Genomic DNA, 21271 nt, shown 5'->3' on the forward strand with positions numbered 1-21271 from the left:
AGAACTCCGGGTCGCCCTCACCACGGATCTCGTACGCCAGCTCACCGCTTTCGACGTGGATTCTCCCCGAGGTCATGAAGCACGGTACCGAAATACGTGAAGGCCCCTTTCCTCAAAGTGCGGGGAAAGGGGCCTTCACGCGCGAAGTGCTTACGCCTTGGTCATCTTCCGCAGGACATACTGCAGGATGCCGCCGTTGCGGTAGTAGTCCGCCTCACCCGGGGTGTCGATGCGGACGTCCGCGTCGAACTCCACCTTGGTGCCGTCGGTCTTCGTCGCGGTGACGTGGACCGTGCGCGGGGTCTCGCCCTCGTTCAGCTTGGTGATGCCCGAGATGTCGAAGGTCTCGGTGCCGTCGAGGCCGAGCGACGCGGCCGACTCGCCCGCCGGGAACTGCAGCGGGATGACGCCCATGCCGATCAGGTTCGACCGGTGGATGCGCTCGAACGACTCGGTGATCACCGCGCGCACGCCCAGCAGCGAGGTGCCCTTGGCCGCCCAGTCACGCGACGAACCGGAGCCGTACTCCTTGCCGCCGAGGACGACCAGCGGGATGCCCTGCGCCGCGTAGTTCTGCGCCGCGTCGTAGATGAACGCCTGCGGGGCGTCGTCCTGGGTGAAGTCGCGGGTGTAGCCGCCCTGCACGTCGTCCAGCAGCTGGTTGCGCAGCCGGATGTTCGCGAAGGTGCCGCGAATCATGACCTCGTGGTTACCGCGACGCGAGCCGTAGGAGTTGAAGTCCTTCTTCTCCACGCCGTGCTCGGTCAGGTACTGCGCGGCCGGGGTGCCCGGCTTGATCGCGCCGGCGGGGGAGATGTGGTCCGTGGTGACCGAGTCGCCCAGCTTCGCCAGCACGCGCGCGCCGGAGATGTCGGTGACCGGCGACGGCTCCGCCTTCATGCCTTCGAAGTACGGGGGCTTCCGGACGTAGGTGGACTCCGCGTCCCAGTCGAAGGTCTTGCCCTCGGGCGTGGGCAGGGACTTCCACCGCTCGCCGCCGTCGAAGACGTCGGCGTAGTCCTTGGTGAACATCTCCTGCGTGATCGCGTAGTCGATGGTCTCCTGGATCTCCTTGGCCGAGGGCCAGATGTCCTTCAGGAAGACGTCGTTGCCCTCGGTGTCCTGGCCGAGCGGCTGGTTCTCGAAGTCGAAGTCCATCGTGCCGGCCAGCGCGTAGGCGATGACCAGCGGCGGCGACGCGAGGTAGTTCATCTTCACGTCGGGGTTGATCCGGCCTTCGAAGTTCCGGTTGCCCGAGAGCACCGAAACCGCGGTGAGGTCGTTCTCCTGGATCGCCGCGGAGATCTCGTCCGACAGCGGGCCCGAGTTGCCGATGCAGGTGGTGCAGCCGTAGCCGACCAGGTGGTAGCCCAGCTTCTCCAGGTACGGCCAGAGGCCTGCCTTGTTGTAGTAGTCGGTGACGACCTGCGAACCCGGCGCCATCGAGGTCTTGACCCACGGCTTGACCGCGAGGCCCTTGTCGACCGCGTTGCGCGCGAGCAGCGCCGCGCCGAGCATGACCGACGGGTTGGAGGTGTTGGTGCACGAGGTGATCGAGGCGATCACCACGGCGCCGTGGTCGAGGACGAACTCGCCGCGGTCGGCGGTGCTGACCTTCACCGGGTTGGTCGGGCGGCCGCTGTGACCGTTGGCCGCCGACTGGATCTCGACCGAGCCCTCGTCCTTGAACGAGAGGGCGGCAGGGTCGCTGGCCGGGAAGGACTCCTCGACGGCTTCGTCGACGTTGGTGTGCGGGGCGTCCTGATCGCCGCCGACGTAGTCGTGGATCGACTTGCGGAACGCGGACTTCGCGTCGGTGAGCTCGATGCGGTCCTGCGGGCGCTTCGGGCCGGCGATCGACGGGACGACCGTCGAGAGGTCCAGCTCGATGTACTCGGAGTACTCCGGCTCGTGCGACGGGTCGTGCCAGAGGCCCTGCTCCTTGGCGTAGGCCTCGACGAGCGCGACCTGCTCTTCGGACCGGCCGGTGAGCTTGAGGTAGCGGACGGTCTCCTCGTCGATCGGGAAGATCGCCGCGGTGGAGCCGAACTCGGGGCTCATGTTGCCGATGGTGGCGCGGTTGGCCAGCGGCACCGCGCCGACGCTCTCGCCGTAGAACTCGACGAACTTGCTGACCACACCGTGCTTGCGCAGCATCTCGGTGATGGTGAGCACGACGTCGGTGGCGGTCACGCCGGTGGGGATCTCGCCGGTGAGCTTGAAGCCCACGACGCGCGGGATGAGCATGGAGACCGGCTGGCCCAGCATGGCCGCCTCGGCCTCGATGCCGCCGACGCCCCATCCCAGCACACCGAGGCCGTTGACCATCGTGGTGTGCGAGTCGGTGCCGACACAGGAGTCGGGGTAGGCCTGGCCGTTGCGGGACATGACCGTGCGCGCGAGGTGCTCGATGTTGACCTGGTGCACGATGCCGGTGCCCGGCGGGACGACCTTGAACTCGTCGAAGGCGCCCTGGCCCCAGCGGAGGAACTGGTAGCGCTCGCGGTTGCGCTCGTACTCGATCTCGACGTTGCGTTCGAAGGCGTCCGGGCGGCCGAAGACGTCGATGATGACCGAGTGGTCGATGACCAGCTCGGCGGGAGCCAGCGGGTTCACCTTGTCGGGGTCGCCGCCGAGGTCGGTGACGGCTTCGCGCATGGTGGCGAGGTCCACGACGCAGGGCACGCCGGTGAAGTCCTGCATGATCACGCGGGCGGGGGTGAACTGGATCTCGATCGACGGGTCCGCCTTGGCGTCCCAGTTGCCGAGCGCGCGGATGTGGTCGGCGGTGATGTTCGCGCCGTCCTCGGTCCGCAGCAGGTTCTCGAGCAGGATCTTCAGGCTGTAGGGAAGGCGCTCGGAGCCCTCGACCTTGTTCAGGCGGAACACCTCGTAGGAGGCGTCGCCCACCTTCAGCGTGTCTTTGGCGCCGAAGCTGTCCTTGCTGGCGGGTGCAGTCACTTCTAACTCCAGTGGCGGGTCAGTTCGGTGAGTTCTCCAGGCCGTTCGGGCCGGCCGGGAGCGAGTCTTGCGCACCCCCACCGTAGGTCCGGACGCGGGATGGCACACCTCGTTCGTCCTTTAAAACAGTACGCCTGTCCTTTTTTAAATTCAAGTCGCCCCCCGGTTCCGGGCCCTTCCCGCTCACTTCGGGAAGCAAGCCGCCACACCGGTCATGAACGTCTCAGCGGTTTGCGTCCGTTCGAGTGGGGTAGCGGTCGTCTGTTCGTCCCCCGTTGAGGGGAAATGGTGCCTACGGTGTGTAAGTTCCTGGTGGTGTTTGTGGTAATGCTGTGACAGCAGTGGCACAGTGAGCTCGTTGTTCAAGATCAGGAGGTGGGCGGATCGTGCGTGGTGAAACCGGGTCTCGGACCCGTGCCCGCCGTGGAGTGACCATCGGCGCGCTCGGCGTCGCTCTGTTGCTCGGGGTGACGGGCACCGGCCTGGCGGTGCCGCCGCCCCCGCCGAATCCCAGCGACTCGGAGATCAACTCGAGCAAGGCCGACGCCAACGCCAAGGCCGGTGACGTCGGCAGGCTCACCAACCAGCTCGCGCAGGCCGAGTCGAAGCTCTCTCAGCTCAACGACGAAGTCGAGCTGAAGATGGAAGAGGCCAACAAAGCGAGGGTCGACGCGGAGACCGCGCAGGACACCGCCGCGCAGGCCGACCGGGAGGCGCGGTCCGCGCGCACCGAGTCCGACGCCGCGCAGGCCGCCATCGACAAGGCCCGCGCCGATCTCGACAAGTTCGCCGCCGCCAGTTTCCAGCAGGGCAGCACCGTCGGATCGGTCTCGGCGTACCTCACCGCCGACAGCCCCAAGGAACTGCTCGGCCGCGCCCAGCTGCTCGACGCGGTCGGCGGCAGCAGGCTCAACGCGCTCGACACGATGAAGCGCGCGCAGACGGAGAAGTCCAACAAGGACGCGACGGCGCGCAAGAAGCTGGAGATCGCGCAGGAGCGCAAGCGCGAAGCCGAGGCGGCCAAGCGCGAGGCGGACAATGCCCAAAGCGCCGCCCAGCACGCGCAGGACACGCAGGCGACCCAGAACGAACTGCTCGAAGCCGACAAGGCGAACGTCGAGAAACAGCTCTTCGAGGCGCAGCAGCGGGTCAACGGTCTGCAGGGCCAGCGCCAGCGCTACGAGGACTGGAAGGCGCAGAAGGCCCGCGAAGACGAGGAACGCGCTCGTCAGGCCGCTCTCGCCGCGGCCACGCCGAGCCAAGGCGGCGGCGGTCGTCCGTCGGGAAGGCCCGTCCATTCGGCTCCCGCCGGGGCGAGTGTCGAAGCCGTCGTGCAGCGGGCGCTGTCGCAGCTGGGACTTCCGTACGCGTGGGGCGGCGGCAACACCTCCGGTCCGACCCGCGGTATCCGCGACGGTGGCACGGCGGACCGCTACGGCGACTACATGAAGATCGGCTTCGACTGTTCCGGCCTGATGATCTACGCCTTCGCGGGGGTGCGGGCGCTCCAGCACTACAGCGGATACCAGTACAACGCGGGCCGGAAGGTGCCGCTCTCGCAGATGCGCCGCGGTGACATGCTCTTCTGGGGCGGCAGCGCGAGGGGCATCCACCATGTCGCCATGTACCTCGGGAACGGCCAGATGGTCGAGGCGCCGCAGTCCGGTCTGCGAGTGCGGATCGCGCCGGTGCGCTACGGCGGCATCATGCCGTACGCGACCCGCTTGATCGGCTAGGCCGTGGGCTACGCGGGGATCGTGCTGGCAGGTGGCGCCGCGCGCCGCCTGTCCGGTGTGGACAAACCCGCGTTGCCCGTCGGCGGGAAACCCTTGATGGCGCGCGCCCTGGCCGCGCTCGTCGACGCCGACCCGGTGATCGTCGTCGGTCCGGAACGGCCGGGTTTCGGCGACGTGCGCTGGACACGGGAGGCTTCGCCCGGAGCGGGTCCGGTCGCCGCGCTGGCGGCGGGACTCGCCATGGTGCGCACGGAGCTCGTCGTGGTGCTGGCAGGCGACCTCGCCGGGGTCCGGAAGTCCACTGTGGACAGGCTGGTGGCCGCGCTCGGACCGGCGTCGGGGGCGGTTCTGGTCGACTCCTCGGGTGAGCGGCAGTGGCTGCTCGGCGCCTGGCGTGCGGAAGCGGTGCGGGCGGCGTTGCCGGACCGGGTCGAGAACGCGTCGCTGCGGCGGACGCTCGGCGGGCTGGAGATCGTCGACGTCCCGGAGGAGCCGGGAGAGAGCGACGACATCGACACGCCGGAGGATCTGGACCGGCTCTCGTAGCGAAAGTGGCCCCTTCACAGCCGTCATACCGGTGGTCCGGTTGGCTACCTTCACGAACGGCTGTGCCACCGACCACTACGGTCACATCCGGACGCAAGAACGCAAGCGGGGAACACAGGAGGCACGAGTGACCGAGCCCGGCTACGCCGACGGCGCGCAGCAGCAGCCCGGAACGCCGGCGCGGGACGCCCAGTTGCTGGAGCGGACCGTGTTCGAGGTCAAGCGGATCATCGTCGGCCAGGACAGGCTGGTCGAGCGGATGCTGGTCGGCCTGCTGGCCAAGGGCCACCTCCTGCTCGAAGGTGTTCCCGGCGTCGCGAAGACCCTCGCCGTCGAGACCTTCGCGCGAGTGGTCGGCGGCTCGTTCTCCCGCGTGCAGTTCACCCCGGATCTGGTCCCCGCCGACATCCTCGGCACCCGGATCTACCGGCAGGGCGCCGAGCGGTTCGACGTCGAGCTGGGCCCGGTGGTGGCGAACTTCGTGCTCGCCGACGAGATCAACCGCGCGCCGGCGAAGGTGCAGTCGGCGATGCTCGAGGTGATGGCGGAGCGGCACGTGTCGATCGGTGGCCAGACCTTCCAGATGCCCGACCCGTTCCTGGTGCTCGCCACGCAGAACCCGATCGAGAACGAGGGCGTGTACCCGCTGCCCGAGGCGCAGCGCGACCGGTTCCTGTTCAAGATCGTCGTCGAGTACCCGACCGCCGAGGAAGAGCGGGAGATCATCTACCGGATGGGCGTCACCGCGCCCACCCCGCAGGAGGTGCTCTCCCCGAGTGAGCTGGTCCGCCTGCAGGGCGTGGCCTCGCAGGTGTTCGTGCACCACGCGCTGGTCGACTACGTCGTCCGCCTCGTGCTCACCACCCGCACCCCGAACGATCACGGCCTCGCCGACGTCGCGGGCTGGGTTTCCTACGGCGCCTCGCCGCGGGCCAGCCTCGGCATCATCGCCGCCTCGCGGGCACTGGCGCTGGTCCGCGGCCGGGACTACGTGCTGCCGCAGGACGTCGTCGACGTCGTCCCCGACGTGCTGCGTCACCGGCTCGTGCTGTCCTACGACGCGCTGGCCGACGGCGTCCCCATCGACCACATCATCACGCGGGTGCTGCAGACCGTGCCGTTGCCGCAGGTCTCGGCCCGTCCGCAGGGCGGCACCGGGCAGGGCGGCCCGGTCCCGGCGGGCGCACCGGTCAGGTAAGGAACTCGCGTGAAGAACGAGAAGGGCGAACGTCCTTCCTGGGCTCCGCCGGTACTCCGCGGGGAGCGGCTGGAGGCGGGCCTGCGCACGCTCGAACTCGACGTGCGCCGCCGTCTCGACGGTCTGCTGCAGGGAAACCACCTCGGCCTGGTGCCAGGGCCGGGTTCGGAACCGGGGGAGGCCCGGCCGTATCAGCCCGGCGACGACGTCCGCCGGATGGACTGGGCGGTCACCGCGCGGACGACGAGTCCGCATATCCGGGAGACCGTCGCCGACCGTGAACTGGAGACGTGGCTGGTGGCGGACGTGTCCGCGAGCCTCGACTTCGGTACCGCGCTGTGCGAGAAGCGTGACCTGGTCGTCTGCGCGACGGCCGCGGTCGCCCACCTGACCGGTGGTGGCGGCAACCGGATCGGCGCGCTCGTGACGAACGGGGCGGGCAGCATCACGCGTATCCCGGCGCGCGGCGGTCTTCCGCACGCGCGGGGATTGGTCCGCAAGATCGCCGAGACCCCGCGTGCCGAAGTGGGCGTCCGCGGGGATCTCGCCGCGGCGCTGGAGAAACTGCGCCGTCCGCCCCGCCGCCGCGGGCTCGCCGTCGTGATCTCCGACTTCCTCGGCGACACGGAATGGCAGCGCCCGTTGCGCGCCCTCGGCGGGCACCACGACCTCATCGCCATCGAAGTCCTCGACCCGCGCGACATCGACCTGCCCGACGTGGGCACCGTCGTGCTGGCCGACCCGGAGACAGGGAAACAGCGCGAAGTGCACGCTTCGGCCTTGCTGCGCAAGGAATTCGGCGCCGCGGCGCACGCTCACCGGCAGGAGGTCGCGGCCGCGCTGCGGCGGGCCGGTGCCGCGCATCTGGTGCTGCGCACCGATTCGGACTGGATCGCGGACATGGTCCGGTTCGTGGTGGCCCGCAAGCGCCGCTGGTCCGGTGGTGTCGCGTGAGCCTGACCGGATTCGCCTCGCCGTGGTGGTTCCTGCTGCTGCTGGCGGTCGTCGCGGTGGCCGTGGGCTACGTGCTCTCCCAGCGCGCGCGGCGCAAGCGCACCCTGCGGTTCGCCAACCTGGAACTGCTGGACAAGATCGCGCCGAAGAGCCAAGGCTGGGTGCGGCACGTTCCCGCCATCCTGATCGTGCTGTCGCTGCTGGTGCTCACCGTCGCCCTCGCCGGCCCGACGGCCGAGCAGAAGGTGCCCCGCAACCGGGCCACCGTGATGCTGGTGATCGACACCTCGCTGTCGATGGAAGCGACCGACGTCGCCCCGACCCGGCTGAAGGCGGCCCAGGAGTCGGCGCGCTCGTTCGCGCAGAACATGACCCCGGGGGTGAACCTCGGACTGATCTCGTTCGCGGGGACGGCGACCGTGCTGGTCGCCCCCACCACCGATCGCGGCGGTGTCGTGAAGGCGATCGACAACCTGAAGCTCGCGCAGTCGACGGCCACCGGTGAAGGGATCTTCGCCGCACTGCAGTCGATCGAGAGTTTTTCGGCGATCGTCGGTGGTGCTGAAGGCCCGCCGCCCGCCCGGATCGTCCTGATGAGTGACGGCAAGCAGACGGTCCCGGACGACCTGTACGCACCGCGGGGCGGCTACACGGCCGCGCAGGCGGCGAAACAGGCGCAGGTGCCGATCTCGTCGATCTCGTTCGGGACGACGCACGGCTCGGTCGACATCGACGGCAAACCGCAGGACGTGAAGGTCGACGACGAGTCGCTGGAGGAGATCGCGCGGCTTTCGGGCGGCGACTTCTACAAGGCGGCCAGCGCGGATGAGCTGAAACGCGTGTACAACGACCTCGGCGAGCAGATCGGGTACGAACTGAAGGACGCCGACGCGAGTCGTCCATGGGTCATCATCGGGACACTGGTGCTGATGATCGGCGCCGCCGCCTCGCTCTTCTTGGGGCAGCGCCTGCCCTGATCCGGTTCCCGAGCGTGCTATGAAAGGTCCTTTCCTTGCAAATTTTGCAAGGAAAGGACCTTTCATAGCACGGGCGCGGGGCGGTCAGGGAGTCGCGAAGCCGTTCTGCCGCCAAGCCTCGTAGACGGCGATCGCCGCGGTGTTGGACAGGTTCAGCGACCGGCTCGACGGCAGCATCGGCAGCCGCACCCGATCGGTCACCTGGGCGGACTCCTGAACCTCCGCAGGCAGCCCCGCCGACTCCGGCCCGAACATCAGCACGTCTCCCGGCTCGTACGCGACGTCGGTGTGCAGCCGCGTCGCCGAAGCACTGAACGCGTACACCCGCGAGGGGAGCAGAGCCGCCCACGCCGCGTCGAGGTCCGCGTGGACGTGGACGCGCGCGAGGTCGTGATAGTCGAGCCCGGCACGCCGCAACTGCTTGTCCTCCAGCGTGAAACCGAGCGGCTCCACCAGGTGGAGTTCGCAGCCGGTGTTCGCGGTCAAGCGGATCGCGTTACCCGTGTTGGGCGGGATTTCCGGGCGGTAGAACAGGATGCGGAACACGAGGGTTGATCGTCTTTCGTTCACGGGCGCTTCGCCTGAGCGCGGCCGGGTGGCCATCAAGCCGGACGAGCATGAGGCCCGCCCGTGACCATCCCACCACAGGAGGGCTTCATGCCTTCACTCCCTCATCCCCTGTCGCGGCGTCGCTTCCTCGGTTATGGCTCCGCCGGCGCGGCCGCCGTCCTGCTGGGGACCGGCGCCTGGAACGCCGCCGGCGCGATGCCGCTCGCCCGCGGTGCCGGTAACCCGTTCACCCTCGGTGTCGCGTCGGGCGATCCGTTGCCCGGCGGTGTCGTGCTCTGGACCAGGCTCGCGCCGCGGCCCTACGAAGCCGACGGCTTCGGCGGAATGCCGCGGACGCCGGTGCGCGTCGAGTACGAGGTGTCGCTCGACGAGCGCTTCCGCGCCGTGATCCGCCGCGGGTCCGCGGTCGCCACGCCCGAACTCGGCCACTCCGTGCACCCCGAGATCCACGGTCTCGCGCCGGACCACGAGTACTTCTACCGCTTCCGCGCGGGCGGCGAGATCTCCCCGGTCGGCCGCACGCGGACGGCGCCGGTCGCCTGGTCGTCGCCGCGTGAGCTGAACTTCGCGTTCGCGTCCTGCCAGTCGTGGGAGGCCGGGCACTTCACTGCGTACGACCACATGGCGGCCGAGGATCTCGACCTGGTCGTCCACCTGGGGGATTACCTCTACGAAAGCGGCGTCACGGGCGTCGGACGCGGCACGCCGGTCGGGCCGCAGTTCAAGGGCGAGACCTTCGACCTCGCCCGCTACCGGCTGCAGTACGCGCTCTACAAGTCCGAAGCGCCGCTGATGGCCGCGCACGCCGCCTTCCCGTGGATCCACGTCAACGACGACCACGAGGTCGAGAACAACTGGGCCGGCGACCTCTCCCAGGCCGACAACGAACCCGACCAGGACCCGGCCGTGTTCCGCCGGCGCCGCGCCCAGGCGTTCCAGGCGATGTACGAGCACCTGCCGTACCGCATCGCCCAGCTGCCGAAGGGGCCGGACGCGCGGCTGCACCGGCGCCTGAGCTACGGCACGCTCGCCGAGTTCACCATGCTCGACACCCGCCAGTACCGCGACGACCAGCCTTGTGGGGACGGCCAGTCGGCGACCTGCACCGATCGCTTCGACGAAGACAGGACCCTGCTCGGCGCTGAGCAGCGGAAGTGGCTGCTCGACGGCTTCTCCCGATCCCACGCGCGCTGGCAGATCCTGGGCAACCAGGCTCCGATGGGCCAGACCGACACCGACGCGGGCGCCGCCACCAACGTCTACCTCGACCCGTGGGACGGCTACGTCGCCGACCGCGACCGCGTGCTCGCCGCGGCGCAGGACCGGGGTGTGCGGAACCTGGTGGTCATCACCGGCGACCGGCACCAGAACTACGCTTGGGACCTCAAGCGCGACTTCGGCGACCCGGGTTCGCCGACCGTGGCGAGCGAGTTCGTCGGGACGTCGATCACCAGCGGCGGCAACGGCGCCGACATGACACCCGCCGGGGAGAACCTGCTGAAGGCCAACCCGCACATGAAGTTCTTCAACAACCAGCGCGGCTACGTCCGGGTCAACGTGAACCGGCAGCGCTGGCGCAGCGACTTCCGGGTGGTGCCGTACGTCAACACCCCCGGCGCGCCGATCAGCACGCGGGCCAGCTACGTCGTGGAGGACCGGCGCCCCGGCGTTCAGTCCGCCTGAGCGGGCAGGAGGGCGGCGTACACCTCGCGCACGGACGCGGGTGGCGCCGCCTTCCTCAGCGTCGCCGGATCGACGAAGACGTAGCGCGTCTTCACCTCCGTGCACAGGGTTTCGCCGCGGCGGATCTCGAAGTCGATGATCAGCGACGTCGTCCCGAGATGGTTCAGGAACACGGCGACGACCAGTTCGTCGTCGTAGCGGCACGGCGCGTGGTAACGGAGGTTCGATTCGGCGACCACGAGGTCGGCACCGTGTTCCAGCGCGTTCTCGTGGGATCCGAAGAGGGCTTTCTCCACGTCGAACATGGCCATGTCGACGTAGGCGAGATAGTGCGCGTTGAAGACGATGCCCTGTCCGTCGCATTCGTGGTAGCGCACGCGCAGCGGCATCTCGAGGATCGGTTTCCGTGGCTCGGTCACAGTTTCCAACCTACTGGTTCCGCGTGAAGGGGGCCTTCACGCGTTGAGGCGGGAGGGCGGCGGTGGGCCGTGGGTCGGGTTGGTTGGGGGTGGCGATTCGGGTTCTAACCCGAATCGCCACTCACGACCAACCCAGCCAACCCCACGCCGGAACCCTCAAGCCAGAAAGTCCGTGAAGGCCTCCTTCCCTACCTTGAAAGTAGGGAAGGAGGCCTTCACGGACACGCCACATTTGCCTTACCCCCGATGACTCTCATCAGCACTCACGACCCCAGCAGAACCGGGCACGAAGGCATGAACCGGACGCTCGGTCGCCAGGATGTGTCCGTTGTGGACGCTCAAGGTCGATCGGCGCCCAGAATCAGGCCTGCACTCTCCCGGCCGTCACGCGCGTTCGGCTCAGTCGATGAAGTCGATGTTCGGGTGCCGCGGCGATTCGCCGTCGAACAGGTGCCGGTCACGGCCCTTCAGGTGCAGATCGAAGAACGCGCCGATGTACTCCCGTTGCGCGGCGAGCGAACGACGGGGATCGATGGTGCCGATCACCGCTTCCCGCTTCTCCGGCGCCACTCGCGAACCGAGCTGTGGCACCAAGACCTGCAGATCGCTGTAGGACATGTGCGTGCTGCCGCCGCGCAGGAGCAGATCCCGCTTCCAGCCCCGCTGGTTGGCCCAGAAATCCGCCCAGCTGCGGTCGAAATCGGGTTGCTTGTGCGTGTGCTCCAGCGGCTTCCCGTTCTCGTCGACGCCCTCGGCGCCCATCAGCATGAACGGCCGGTCGAGACCGCGTTTCGTGACCTCGCCGGGCACGTAGGCACTGCCCGGCGGGTAGCCGAACGCGGTCGCCATCGCTCCGTCGAGGTTGATCCCGGCGTCGATCCGGCGGTCGTGCACCATCGTCTCGCCGGAGGTGAAGCCGCCGTAGGAATGCCCGTAGGCGCCGACGCGGGACAGGTCGAGCGACCAGCCGAGACCGTGGGGGAGTCGCCGCTTCTCCGCGTCGGGATTCTCGCCACGGGCGATCTTCGCGAGCTGGTCGAGAACGAAGCGGAAGTCATCGACCCGTGCGTCGAGCGCCCTCTTCATGAACTCGGGACCTTCTCCTGGCGGCACCGCGGTTTCCAGCCGTCCGCCGGGAAATTCGACCGCCGCGCTCTCGTAGGTGTGCGAGAGCGACACGACCACGTAACCACGGCTCGCGAGATCGTCGACGATCGCCGAGTACGTCTCCCGTGGGCCGCCGAAACCGGGGGAGAAGAGCGCGACCGGCTTCGGGGCGCCGTGCGCCGCGGGGACGCCGATCTCGGCCCTCCGCTTCGCCGATGTCCAGTCGATGGAGCCGGCCGGGAGACCGAGGTAGTCCTCACCCGCCAGCGCCTGGTCGATGACGGCGCTCATCCCGGGTGTGAGCCACGGAGCCCGCGGGCCTTCGGCGAACCGCTCCGCCGGATAGGTGACGGTGACCATGAGTTCCCGGCGCCGCTCCGGCTTCCACGGATCAGGACGGGAGTCGTCGACGAGATGGAGGTCGGTGGTGCCGACGTCGTGCTGGCCGGTGAGCGGGGGAGCGGTGAGTTTGACCTGCTCCGCCGCCACGGCGGGGGTGGCCGTGGCGAGCCCGCCCGCGAGCGCGAGGCCCGCGATCAGCGCCGAACCCCGCACCATCCTGGTGTGTCTCGATGACACTGCTGGAGTCCTTCCGGATCGGGACGGCCCGGTGGCCGCCTTCTTCCGACCCTGGCAGCGCCCCGGTGCGACGCGCATCCCTCTCGAGACGGAGTCCGGGTCACCCGTGCAGGGCACGGTAGGCCGACGCGGCACCGGGGTGCAGCGGCACCTTGCCGGTGCCGATCAGCGTCCGGACGTCGAGGAACTGCGTTCCCACCGCGGCCGCCGGGACGAGGTCGGCGGCGTGTCCGGCCAGGGTGCGCGCCACCGCGGCGGCGACGTCGTCGGGCAGGGAAGGCGCCGCCAGCAACAGGTTCGCGACGCCGATGGTGCGCAGTTCGCCGACTCCTTGGTAGGCCTGCGCCGGAACGTGGACCTGGTCGTACACCGGTCCGTAGCCCGCGCGCAGTGCCGGGAGGTGCGTGTCGAGGGGGAGGAGCGTGATCGCGGTGATCCGGTTCAGCTCGGTCAGCGCCGGGGTGGGGATGCCGCCGGACCAGAGCAGCGCGTCGACCTCGTGCGCCACCAGCGCGTTGATCGCCGCTCCGAGCAGGAGGTTCTTCGGTTTCACCGGGACTTCGGCGCGGGCGAACAGCCGGGTGCTGAACACCGCCACGCCGGACCCGTTCGCGCCCATCGCCACCGGTCGCCCGGCGAGATCGGCGAGGGAGCGCACGCCGCCGTCCGCGCGGACCACGAGCTGGTGATAGTTCTCGTAGACCCGGCCGATGGCCGAGAAGGCGATCGGGACGGTGAACGGATCCGCGCCGGCGAAGGCGGATTCGGCGACGTCGCCGAGGACGAGCCCGAGATCGGCCCGGCCGTCGCGCAGCCGCCGCAGGTTCTCGACGCTGGCCTCGGTCGCCACGGCCGTCGCGCGTAGCCGCGGTTCGGCCCGGTTCAGCTCCTGGGCCAGCAGTTCCGCGAAGGCGAGGTAGAAACCGCCGCTCTCGCCCGCCGCGATGACGACCTCTCGTTCCGGGCCTTGATACCCCGCCGTCGAGCAGCCCGCGAGGGTGGCGAGCCCGGCGAGCAGGGCGGTGCGCCTGGTGACGGTCATGGTGTTCCTCCCGTGGCGAGAGGGAGTTCGACGCGGACTTCGAGGCCGTGCGGTTCGGCTTGGCGCAGCTCGAGTTTCCCGCCCCTGGCGAGCACATGCTGGTTCGCGATGGAGAGGCCGAGCCCCGTTCCCCTCGGCGCGCCGTCGCCGCCGGCACGCCAGAACCGTTCGGTCGCCCGTTTCCGGTCCTCTGTGGACAGTCCGGGTCCGTTGTCGGACACGAAGACCGTGGCGGTCGTGCCGCGGGTTTCGTAGCCGGTGGTGATGGCCGCGCCGCGGCCGGCGTAGTGCACCGCGTTGTCCAGCAGAACGTCGAGCACTTGGGCGAGATCGCTTTCCGGGCACCGCACGGTCACCGGCTCGTGATGGCCCTCCGCGGCGGCGAGGTCCACTCCCGCGTCGTCGGCCGACGGACGCCACGCGTCGACGCGTTCCGCGAGCACGGAAGGAAGGTCGCAGGGTTCGTCGCCGGCTTCGCCCGCGGCCAGCCGGGTCGCCGCGCTTTCGGCGAGCGCCAGCGCGAGCAGTCCGTCGAGCAGGGATTCCAGGCGTTCGACCTCGGCGACCGTCGCCCGGTAGGCCCGTTGGCCGTCGCCGTCGACCTGCGCGGCCAGCGAGTCGACCCGTAACCGCAACGCGGCCATGGGATTCCGCAACTGGTGCGACGCGTCCGCGACAAGACGGCGCTGCTGCTCCGATGCCTCGACCACGGCGTCGGACATCCGGTTGAACGACGTCGCGAGCGACCGCAGTTCCCTCGGCCCCGTCCGGGCGGGGACCTGTGCGCGATGCCCTTCGGTGACCGCCTGGACGCCGGTCTCCAGTTCGTGCAGCGGCCGCACCATCCACCGCGCCAGCAGCACCGCGAGCAGCACGAACACGGCCGCCACCAGCACCGCGCCCGCGACGATCGCGGCCCAGCGGAAGGCGATGTCGGCCGCGGCGGTCGCCACGGACGCCCGCAGCACGACCACGCCCGCCACCCGGGTGCCGGTGCCGACCGGACGGGCGAAGTAGACCGGATCGGCCGACCACGAGCTCAGCTGTTCGGGGCCTTTCGCGGGCTGGTTGCGCAAGGCGGACTCGACGAGCGAGCGCACCACCGGTTCCGCGGCCGTCATCCCGCCGGTCTCGACCAGCGGCACCCCGCGCGCGTCGACTACGACGACGGCCTCGCCGTATAACGAGGAATACCGCTCGGCGTCGACAGCCAGCGCGCTCGGATCGTCCGCGTCGACGGCCTGCTGGGCGAGGACGACGAACCGGTCGACGTCGGCGTTGCGGGCGATCACGAGCTGCTGGGTCCGCTGCGCCGCGGTCGAGCCGAACAGCGGAATGGCGAACGCGGCGACCACGGTCAGCGCGAGCACGACCAGGACGACCAGCAGCCGGGCACGCATCGGTCAGTCCCGGCCGAGGCGGTAGCCGAAACCCCGGATCGTGGTCAGCAGCCCCGGCCTGTCGAGCTTCGCGCGCAACTGGGTCAGATGCACGTCCAGGGAACGGGAGACGGCGAGGTACGCGTCGCCCCAGACCTCGTCCATCACCTGCTGTCTGCTCACCGCCGTACCGGGACGCGCGGCGAGCACGGCCAGGACGGCGAACTCCTTGGTGGTGAGCCCGATGTCGGTCCCGGCGACGAGCACGCGGCGCGCGCCGAGGTCGATCTCGACGTCCTCGACGCGGACGACATCGTCCTGCGGCGCGCCCGAAGAGGCGGCGCGGCGCACGACGGTATCCATCCTGGCCAGCAGTTCGGCGAGGCGGACCGGTTTGGTCAGGTAGTCATCGGCGCCGAGCCGCAGCCCGCGGACGACCGAACGCTCGTCGCCGCGGGCGGTGAGGACCAGCACCGGCACCGAGGACACCTGCCGGACCTTGCGGAGCACGTCGAGCCCGTCCATGTCGGGCAGGCCGAGATCGAGCAGGATGATCTCGGCCTCGCGATGCCGGTTCAGCGCGTCGCTGCCCCGGTTGACCTGGGAGACGATGTGGCCGCGCGTTTGCAGCGTTTCGGCGAGCGCGTCGGCGACGCCGGCGTCGTCCTCGACGAGCAGCACGCGCACGGCCACACCTTCCCGCCTAGCCTTCGCGGCCGGACACGAGCTCGGGCTCGGGCCGGGTCTTGGGCTTCTTGTCCAGCTCCGAGGTCTTCGAAGTTTCCCGCATTGTGCCGTACACGATCAGCGACACGAGGACACAGCCCGCGACGTAGAAGAAGAACACCGATTCGTGACCGGCGCCCTTCAGCGCCTGCGCGATGAGCTCGGCGGTGCCACCGAAGATCGCCACGGTGAGCGCGTAGGGGAGCCCGACGCCGATGGCGCGGATCTTCGTCGGGAACAGCTCGGCCTTCACGATCGCGTTGATCGAGGTGTACCCGGTGACGATGACGAGTCCGGCCAGCATCAGCAGGAACGCGAGCACCGGCTCCTTGGTTCCGCCCATCAGCGTCATGATCGGGACGGTCAGCAGCGTGCCGGCGATCCCGAAGAACATCAGCAGCGGGCGGCGGCCGATGCGGTCCGACAGCTTGCCCGCGAACGGCTGCAGGATCGCGGCGACGAGGATCGCGCAGAACAGGATCAGCGTGACCGTGCGGCGCGGGATGCCGGCGGTGTTCTCCATGAACTTCTGGCTGTAGGTGGCGAACGTGTAGAAGGACACCGTGCCGCCGAGGGTGAGGCCGATGACGAGCGCGATCTCCTTCGGATACTTGACCAGCGCGCGCAGCGTGCCCTTGTCTCCCGCCTCCTTGCCGGTGCCGGACGCCTTGGCCTCCTCGAAGCTGGCCGACTCGTCCATCCCGCGGCGCAGGAACATCACCACGACCGCGGCCAGCGCGCCGACGACGAACGCGATCCGCCAGCCCCACGAGGTCAGCTGCTGTTCGGTGAGGATGGCCTGCAGCAGCAGCTGGAGGCCGAGCGCGAGCAGCTGGCCGCCGTACAGCGTCACATACTGGAAGCTGGAGTAGAAGCCGCGTTTGCCGGGAGTGGCCACTTCGGACAGATAGGTCGCGGAAGTCGAATACTCGCCACCGACCGAAAGCCCTTGGATGAGCCGGGCCACCAGCAACAGGATCGGCGCGGCGATGCCGATCGAGGCATAGGTCGGGGTGACCGCGATCATCAGCGACCCGGCCGCCATCAAGGTGACGGAGAGCACGAGCGCGCTACGACGCCCGAACCGGTCGGCGAACCGGCCCAGCATCCAGCCACCGAGCGGCCGCATGAGGAAACCGACGGCGAACACCGCCGCCGTGCCGAGGAACGCCGCCGTCGTGTCCTTCGTCGGGAAGAAGGATTTGGCGAAATACGTGGTGAAGGCGGCGTAGGCGTACCAGTCGTACCACTCGACCAGGTTGCCGATGGAGCCGCGAAGCACGTTGCCGACGACTCGCTTCTCGCTTACGGGCGGTGCCGCTGCACCGATCGGGGTTGTCATCTTTGACCTCCTGTGTTCCGGCTCACGATGATCAATCGGTGACAGGCGGGCAAGGTTTCGGTCCGGTTCCTAACATCCGCTTAGGACGGTCGCGGTTACCCGGAGGTAGCGGTGGCGCGGCTCCGGCCGGTCCCGGGTGAGCCGATAACCTCAGTGCGTCAGCGGGACGAGGACGAGGCGAGGAGAGCTAAGTGGCACGGTCGGTACTGGTCACCGGCGGCAACCGCGGCATCGGTTTGGCGATCGCGAAGGACCTCGCGGCGCAGGGGCACAAGGTCGCGATCACGCACCGCGGTTCCGGCGCGCCCGACGGCCTCTTCGGCGTGCAGGCCGACGTCACCGACGCCGAGCAGATCGACGCCGCGTTCAAGCTCGTCGAGGAGCACCAGGGACCCGTCGAGGTCCTGGTCGCGAACGCCGGGATGACCGACGACACCCTCCTCATGCGCATGAGCGAGGACCAGTTCACCCGCGTGGTGGACGCCAACCTCACCGGCGCCTACCGGGTCGCCAAACGCGCCTCCCGCGGCATGCTGCGCGGGAAGTGGGGCCGCTACATCTTCATCTCGTCCGTCGTCGGCCTCAGCGGTTCCGCCGGCCAGGTCAACTACGCGGCGAGCAAGGCGGGCCTCGTCGGCCTCGCCCGGTCGCTGGCCCGTGAACTGGGCTCGCGCAACATCACCTCGAACGTCATCGCCCCGGGCTTCGTCGCCACGGACATGACCGACGAACTCGGCGAGGACCGCAAGAAGGAGATCCTCGCCCAGGTCCCCTCCGGCCGGTACGCCGAGCCGTCGGAGATCGCCGCCGCCGTCCGCTACCTCGCCTCCGAAGAGGCCGGGTACGTCAACGGCGCGGTGCTGCCGGTCGACGGCGGCCTCGGCATGGGCCACTGACGTCCCGCTTTTCCCGTACTGCTCACCCACTCCGGACTGGAGGTCCCGTGCCAGGACTGCTCGAAGGCAAGCGCCTGCTGATCACCGGCGTCATCACCGACGCCTCGCTCGCGTTCCACGCGGCCAAGATCGCGCAGCAGGAGGGCGCGAAGGTCGTGCTCACCGGCTTCGGCAGGCTGTCGCTCGTCGAGCGCATCGCCAAGCGTCTCCCCGAGGAGGCGCCGGTGCTGGAGCTGGACGTCACCAACCAGGAGCACCTCGACTCGCTCGCCGATCGCGTCCGTGAGCACGTCGACGGTCTCGACGGTGTGCTGCACTCGATCGGGTTCGCCCCGCAATCCTGCCTCGGCGCGCCGTTCCTGGACGCCCCCAGCGAGGACGTGAAGGTGGCCGTCGACGTCTCGGCGTACTCCTTCAAGGCCCTCGCCGTGGCGACGCTGCCGCTGCTCTCGCGCGGTTCGTCGATCGTCGGCATGGACTTCGACGCGCGCGTCGCGTGGCCCGCCTACAACTGGATGGGCGTGGCGAAGGCGGCGCTGGAGTCGGTCAACCGGTACCTGGCCCGCGACCTGGGCCCGCAGGGCATCCGGGTCAACCTGGTCAGCGCCGGTCCGATGAAGACCATGGCCGCGAAGTCGATCCCCGGCTTCGCGGATCTGGAGAACGGCTGGGGCGACCGCGCTCCGCTCGGCTGGGACAGCTCCGACCCGGACCCGACGGCGAAGTCCGTCTGCGCCGTGCTGTCGGACTGGCTGCCCGCCACCACCGGCTCGATGATCATGGTCGACGGTGGTCTGCACGCCACCGGCTTCTAGGTCTCAACGCGCGTGAAGGCCCCCTTCCCTCGGCCACGGTTTTCAACTGACCAGCCGAGGGAAGGGGGCCTTCACGCGCATCAGGGCAGGACGGCGTGGGCGACGTGCCAGGAGTCTTCAAGCAGCAGGTACTTGGTGATCAGGCCGTCGTCGTTCACCTCGAGCTGGATGGAGAAGGCCGTCTCGATCACTTTGCCGGTACCGCGGATCGTCGAGCGCAGGCGGCCGACCGCGACCGCGTGCGGCCCGTCGACGAGGAGGCGTTCGACGTCGAACCGGTCCTTGACGAGGCCCTTGTCGAGCAGGTCGTAGAACTCGCGGATCTCCGCCGGGTTCCGGCGCGGGCCGATCCACGGGACCAGTTCGGTCGCGCCGGGGATGTCCCAGGCGACCTCGTCGGCGAAGAGTTGCGTGGCCCCGTCGGTGTCCCCTGTGGACATTCGACGGAAGAATTCGGCGATCGTGGCTTCGGTGCGTTCGGACATGATTCTCCCTACTGGGTAACGGGTTCGCGAACCAAACGGGTGTCGTCGGTGCGCTGGACACCGGCGGCGAAGGTGAGGGCGAGCATCGTGGCGACGCCGAGACCGACGCTCACCCACGCGACGCTGGGGTAGCCGAGACCGGCGTCGATCGATTCACCGCCGAGCCACGGGCCCACGGTGTTGCCGACGTTGAACGCGGCGGTCGTGCTCGCGCCGACGAGCGTGGGCGCGTTGCCCGCCACGGCGAAGGCGCGCACGTTCAGGGCGGGATTGACGCCGAATCCGGCGACGCCGAACAGGAAGACGGCGAAGATCGCCAACGGGGTCGCCGGGCCGGACACCGCGAGCAGGATCAAGGCGAGCAGAGCGAGGGCCAAGCCGCCGTAGAGGGTCAGGAACGGCTTCGCGTCCGCGAGACGTCCTCCCACGGTGATCCCGATCAGCGCGCCGAGCCCGAACAGGGAGAGCACGCCCGGGACCCAGCCTTCGGGCAATCCGGCGACGTCGGTCAACAGCGGCGCCAGGTAACTGAAGGTCGCGAAGATCATCGCCTGCGCGAGGGCGATCACGCCCAGCGCCAGCCAGAACCGGCCGCCGCGGTAGAGCCGCAGTTCGGTCGCGACCGCTGTCTTGGCGCCGTTCTGCGTTTCCGGGACGAGGGCGAAAACACCGACGAGCGCGATGACGGTCAGCACCGTGACCGCCCAGAACGCCGCCCGCCAGCCCGCGTGCTGGCCGAGGAAGGTGCCGGCGGGGACGCCGGCGATGTTCGCGACGGTGAGTCCGCCGACCAGGATCGCCAGCGCGCGCCCGCGTCGCTCGGCCGGCACCAGCGCGACGGCGGTGGCCGCCGCGACCGCCCAGAACCCGGCGCAGGCGACCGCGCTGACGACGCGGGTCGCGAACAGGAGCGCATAACCCGAACCCAGCGCGCCGACGACGTGCGAAAGCCCGAAGACGACGAGCAGACACATCAAAGTGGCGCGCCTCGGCACACGCAGGGTGGCGATCGCGAGCAGAGGAGCGCCGACGACCATGCCGATCGCGAAGGCCGAGATGAGCAGCCCGGCTTCCGGGATGCCGACGTTCAGGTCGGCCGCCATCCCCGGCAGCAGGCCGGTGATCATGAACTCGGACGTGCCGAGCGCGAAGACGCTCAGTCCGAGGACGCAGACTGCCAAAGGCACGGGACTTCCTCCAGGTTTTGTATCGTTCAGTCCAAAATGTGGGCAGCGTCGCGGCGGGTTCTCGGTGGGTTACTTCGCGGCGAGCGCGGCCAGCGCGATGTCCGCCACGGCCTCCATGGCCGCCCGGCCGGACCCGCGCCGGGACATCAACCGGAGCCCGGCGACGGTGCTGTGCGCGAACTCGGCGATGTCGGCGGGCTTGCGGGTCTTCTCGACCGTCCCATCGTGCTGGCCCTCCAGGGCGACGGACGTGAGGAGTGCGAGGTGTCGTTTCGTGTCGGCGTCGATCCGCGCCTTGACCTCGGGATCGCGGTCGCCGAACTCGGCCACCGTGTTGACCACGAGGCAGCCGCGGCCGTGGGTCGCGACCTCCTCGTCGATGGTGTAGGAGAACAGGGCCCGGAACCGCTCGATGCCCGTCTCGGCCTCCTCCAGCAGCGCCGTTCTGGAGGTGATACCGCGTTCGGCGTAGTGGTCGAGCGCGCGCATGAACAGTTCGTGCTTGCTGGTGAAGGTGTTGTAGATGCTGCTGCGGCCGAGGCCGGTGGCTTCGCAGAGGGCTTGGGTGGACGTGCCCTCGTAGCCACGACGCCAAAACGCGGCCATGGCGCGTCCGATCGCGGTGCGCTCGTCGAATTCCTTCGGCCTGGCCATGGAAGCAACCGTATC

Annotated in this window: 19 protein-coding genes; 8 read left to right on the top strand and 11 right to left on the bottom strand. The window is 69.3% G+C overall.

Features of this window, described 5'->3' with window-relative positions; all coding sequences use genetic code 11:
* Positions 1-150: 150 nt before the first annotated feature.
* Positions 151-2961 (bottom strand): aconitate hydratase AcnA, encoded by a 2811-nt coding sequence (acnA, locus tag ACZ54P_RS15425; protein ID WP_465462178.1) that lies wholly within the window; start codon positions 2959-2961, stop codon positions 151-153.
* 386 nt (positions 2962-3347) lie between these two features.
* Here acnA and ACZ54P_RS15430 point away from each other — a divergent pair, with 386 nt between their 5' ends.
* The 5 genes from ACZ54P_RS15430 (at position 3348) to ACZ54P_RS15450 (ending at position 8372) form a co-directional block, all read left to right on the top strand.
* A complete protein-coding gene (locus ACZ54P_RS15430; RefSeq protein ID WP_465462179.1) occupies positions 3348-4697 on the top strand; it encodes an NlpC/P60 family protein in 1350 nt (449 codons plus the stop codon).
* A gap of 3 nt (positions 4698-4700) precedes the next feature.
* Complete coding sequence (gene mobA / locus ACZ54P_RS15435) at positions 4701-5243, top strand: molybdenum cofactor guanylyltransferase (protein WP_465462180.1); 543 nt, start codon at positions 4701-4703, stop codon at positions 5241-5243.
* A gap of 127 nt (positions 5244-5370) precedes the next feature.
* Positions 5371-6441, top strand: coding sequence for an AAA family ATPase (locus ACZ54P_RS15440; RefSeq protein WP_465462181.1), 1071 nt, complete (start codon positions 5371-5373; stop codon positions 6439-6441).
* A gap of 9 nt (positions 6442-6450) precedes the next feature.
* Positions 6451-7395, top strand: a complete 945-nt coding sequence (locus ACZ54P_RS15445) for a DUF58 domain-containing protein (RefSeq protein WP_465462182.1) — start codon at positions 6451-6453, stop codon at positions 7393-7395.
* Entirely contained in the window at positions 7392-8372 is a 981-nt protein-coding gene (locus ACZ54P_RS15450; RefSeq protein ID WP_465462183.1) for a VWA domain-containing protein, read from the top strand. The genes ACZ54P_RS15445 and ACZ54P_RS15450 overlap by 4 nt, the downstream gene beginning before the upstream one ends.
* A gap of 84 nt (positions 8373-8456) precedes the next feature.
* On the opposite strand, the gene ACZ54P_RS15455 is transcribed toward ACZ54P_RS15450, so the two are convergent.
* Positions 8457-8918, bottom strand: coding sequence for a tRNA (cytidine(34)-2'-O)-methyltransferase (locus ACZ54P_RS15455; protein WP_465462184.1), 462 nt, complete (start codon positions 8916-8918; stop codon positions 8457-8459).
* Positions 8919-9029: 111 nt separating this feature from the next.
* On the opposite strand from ACZ54P_RS15455, the gene ACZ54P_RS15460 reads away from it, so the two are divergent.
* Positions 9030-10625 carry an alkaline phosphatase D family protein gene (locus ACZ54P_RS15460; RefSeq protein WP_465462185.1) on the top strand — a complete coding sequence of 532 codons (1596 nt, stop codon included), beginning with the start codon at positions 9030-9032 and terminating at the stop codon, positions 10623-10625.
* Here the strand turns inward: ACZ54P_RS15460 and ACZ54P_RS15465 are convergent.
* From ACZ54P_RS15465 to ACZ54P_RS15490, 6 genes are all read right to left on the bottom strand, one after another.
* Positions 10613-11044, bottom strand: coding sequence for an acyl-CoA thioesterase (locus ACZ54P_RS15465; protein ID WP_465462186.1), 432 nt, complete (start codon positions 11042-11044; stop codon positions 10613-10615). The two genes, ACZ54P_RS15460 and ACZ54P_RS15465, sit on opposite strands and share 13 nt — an antisense overlap.
* Positions 11045-11443: 399 nt before the next feature.
* Positions 11444-12709 carry an alpha/beta hydrolase family protein gene (locus ACZ54P_RS15470; RefSeq protein ID WP_465462348.1) on the bottom strand — a complete coding sequence of 422 codons (1266 nt, stop codon included), beginning with the start codon at positions 12707-12709 and terminating at the stop codon, positions 11444-11446.
* 121 nt (positions 12710-12830) lie between these two features.
* Complete coding sequence (locus ACZ54P_RS15475) at positions 12831-13772, bottom strand: TAXI family TRAP transporter solute-binding subunit (protein ID WP_465462187.1); 942 nt, start codon at positions 13770-13772, stop codon at positions 12831-12833.
* Positions 13769-15172, bottom strand: coding sequence for a sensor histidine kinase (locus ACZ54P_RS15480; protein WP_465462188.1), 1404 nt, complete (start codon positions 15170-15172; stop codon positions 13769-13771). The genes ACZ54P_RS15475 and ACZ54P_RS15480 overlap by 4 nt, the downstream gene beginning before the upstream one ends.
* Positions 15173-15175: 3 nt before the next feature.
* The gene (locus tag ACZ54P_RS15485) at positions 15176-15844 is read right to left on the bottom strand and encodes a response regulator transcription factor (protein ID WP_465462189.1); all 669 of its coding nucleotides are present in this window, start codon (positions 15842-15844) and stop codon (positions 15176-15178) included.
* A gap of 10 nt (positions 15845-15854) precedes the next feature.
* On the bottom strand, positions 15855-17219 hold the full coding sequence (locus ACZ54P_RS15490; protein ID WP_465462190.1) for an MFS transporter: 1365 nt from the start codon (positions 17217-17219) through the stop codon (positions 15855-15857).
* A gap of 191 nt (positions 17220-17410) precedes the next feature.
* On the opposite strand from ACZ54P_RS15490, the gene fabG reads away from it, so the two are divergent.
* Both fabG and fabI read left to right on the top strand, forming a co-directional pair.
* Positions 17411-18115 (top strand): 3-oxoacyl-ACP reductase FabG, encoded by a 705-nt coding sequence (gene fabG, locus ACZ54P_RS15495; RefSeq protein WP_465462191.1) that lies wholly within the window; start codon positions 17411-17413, stop codon positions 18113-18115.
* A gap of 47 nt (positions 18116-18162) precedes the next feature.
* Entirely contained in the window at positions 18163-18930 is a 768-nt protein-coding gene (gene fabI, locus ACZ54P_RS15500; RefSeq protein ID WP_061986623.1) for an enoyl-ACP reductase FabI, read from the top strand.
* Positions 18931-19010: 80 nt separating this feature from the next.
* On the opposite strand, the gene ACZ54P_RS15505 is transcribed toward fabI, so the two are convergent.
* The 3 genes from ACZ54P_RS15505 to ACZ54P_RS15515 all read right to left on the bottom strand — a co-directional run bounded on the left by ACZ54P_RS15505 (position 19011) and on the right by ACZ54P_RS15515 (position 21256).
* The gene (locus tag ACZ54P_RS15505; protein ID WP_465462192.1) at positions 19011-19415 is read right to left on the bottom strand and encodes a nuclear transport factor 2 family protein; all 405 of its coding nucleotides are present in this window, start codon (positions 19413-19415) and stop codon (positions 19011-19013) included.
* A gap of 8 nt (positions 19416-19423) precedes the next feature.
* On the bottom strand, positions 19424-20602 hold the full coding sequence (locus ACZ54P_RS15510; RefSeq protein WP_465462193.1) for a Cmx/CmrA family chloramphenicol efflux MFS transporter: 1179 nt from the start codon (positions 20600-20602) through the stop codon (positions 19424-19426).
* A 69-nt stretch (positions 20603-20671) separates the two neighbouring features.
* On the bottom strand, positions 20672-21256 hold the full coding sequence (locus ACZ54P_RS15515; protein ID WP_465462194.1) for a TetR/AcrR family transcriptional regulator: 585 nt from the start codon (positions 21254-21256) through the stop codon (positions 20672-20674).
* Between the last annotated feature and the right edge of the window lie 15 nt (positions 21257-21271).

The sequence above is a fragment of the Amycolatopsis sp. NPDC034160 genome (assembly GCF_055575355.1).